Origin of the sequence: Pseudonocardia sp. EV170527-09 (genome assembly GCF_008369905.1) — a bacterium.
Classification (GTDB): domain Bacteria; phylum Actinomycetota; class Actinomycetes; order Mycobacteriales; family Pseudonocardiaceae; genus Pseudonocardia.
Map to the genome: position 1 here is coordinate 1 of NZ_VRMC01000410.1, position 286 is coordinate 286.

General features: G+C 67.8%; 1 pseudogene. It reads left to right on the top strand.

The annotated features are described in order from the left end of the window. Nucleotides 1-244 (top strand): annotated as a pseudogene (locus FVA95_RS29640) (4-hydroxy-3-methylbut-2-enyl diphosphate reductase); the annotation flags it as partial. Nucleotides 245-286: the final 42 nt, after the last annotated feature.

The following is a 286-nucleotide window of genomic DNA, read 5'->3' on the forward strand; positions in this document are numbered from 1 at the left end:
GGCCCTGAACGCCGGTTCCAATGCCGCCAAGCTGGTCGACTACGCCGAGGACATCGACCCGGTCTGGCTCGAGGGTGTCACGACCGTCGGCGTCACCTCAGGCGCGTCGGTACCGGAAATCCTGGTGCGCGGCGTGCTCGAGCGCCTCGCGGAGTTCGGCTACGACACCGTCCAGCCGGTCACCACTGCCAACGAGACGCTGGTGTTCGCGCTGCCGCGCGAGATTCGTCCGGCCCGGCACTAGTTCTTAGAGCGCAGACGCGGTCGGTCAGTCCCAGTTGTGGGG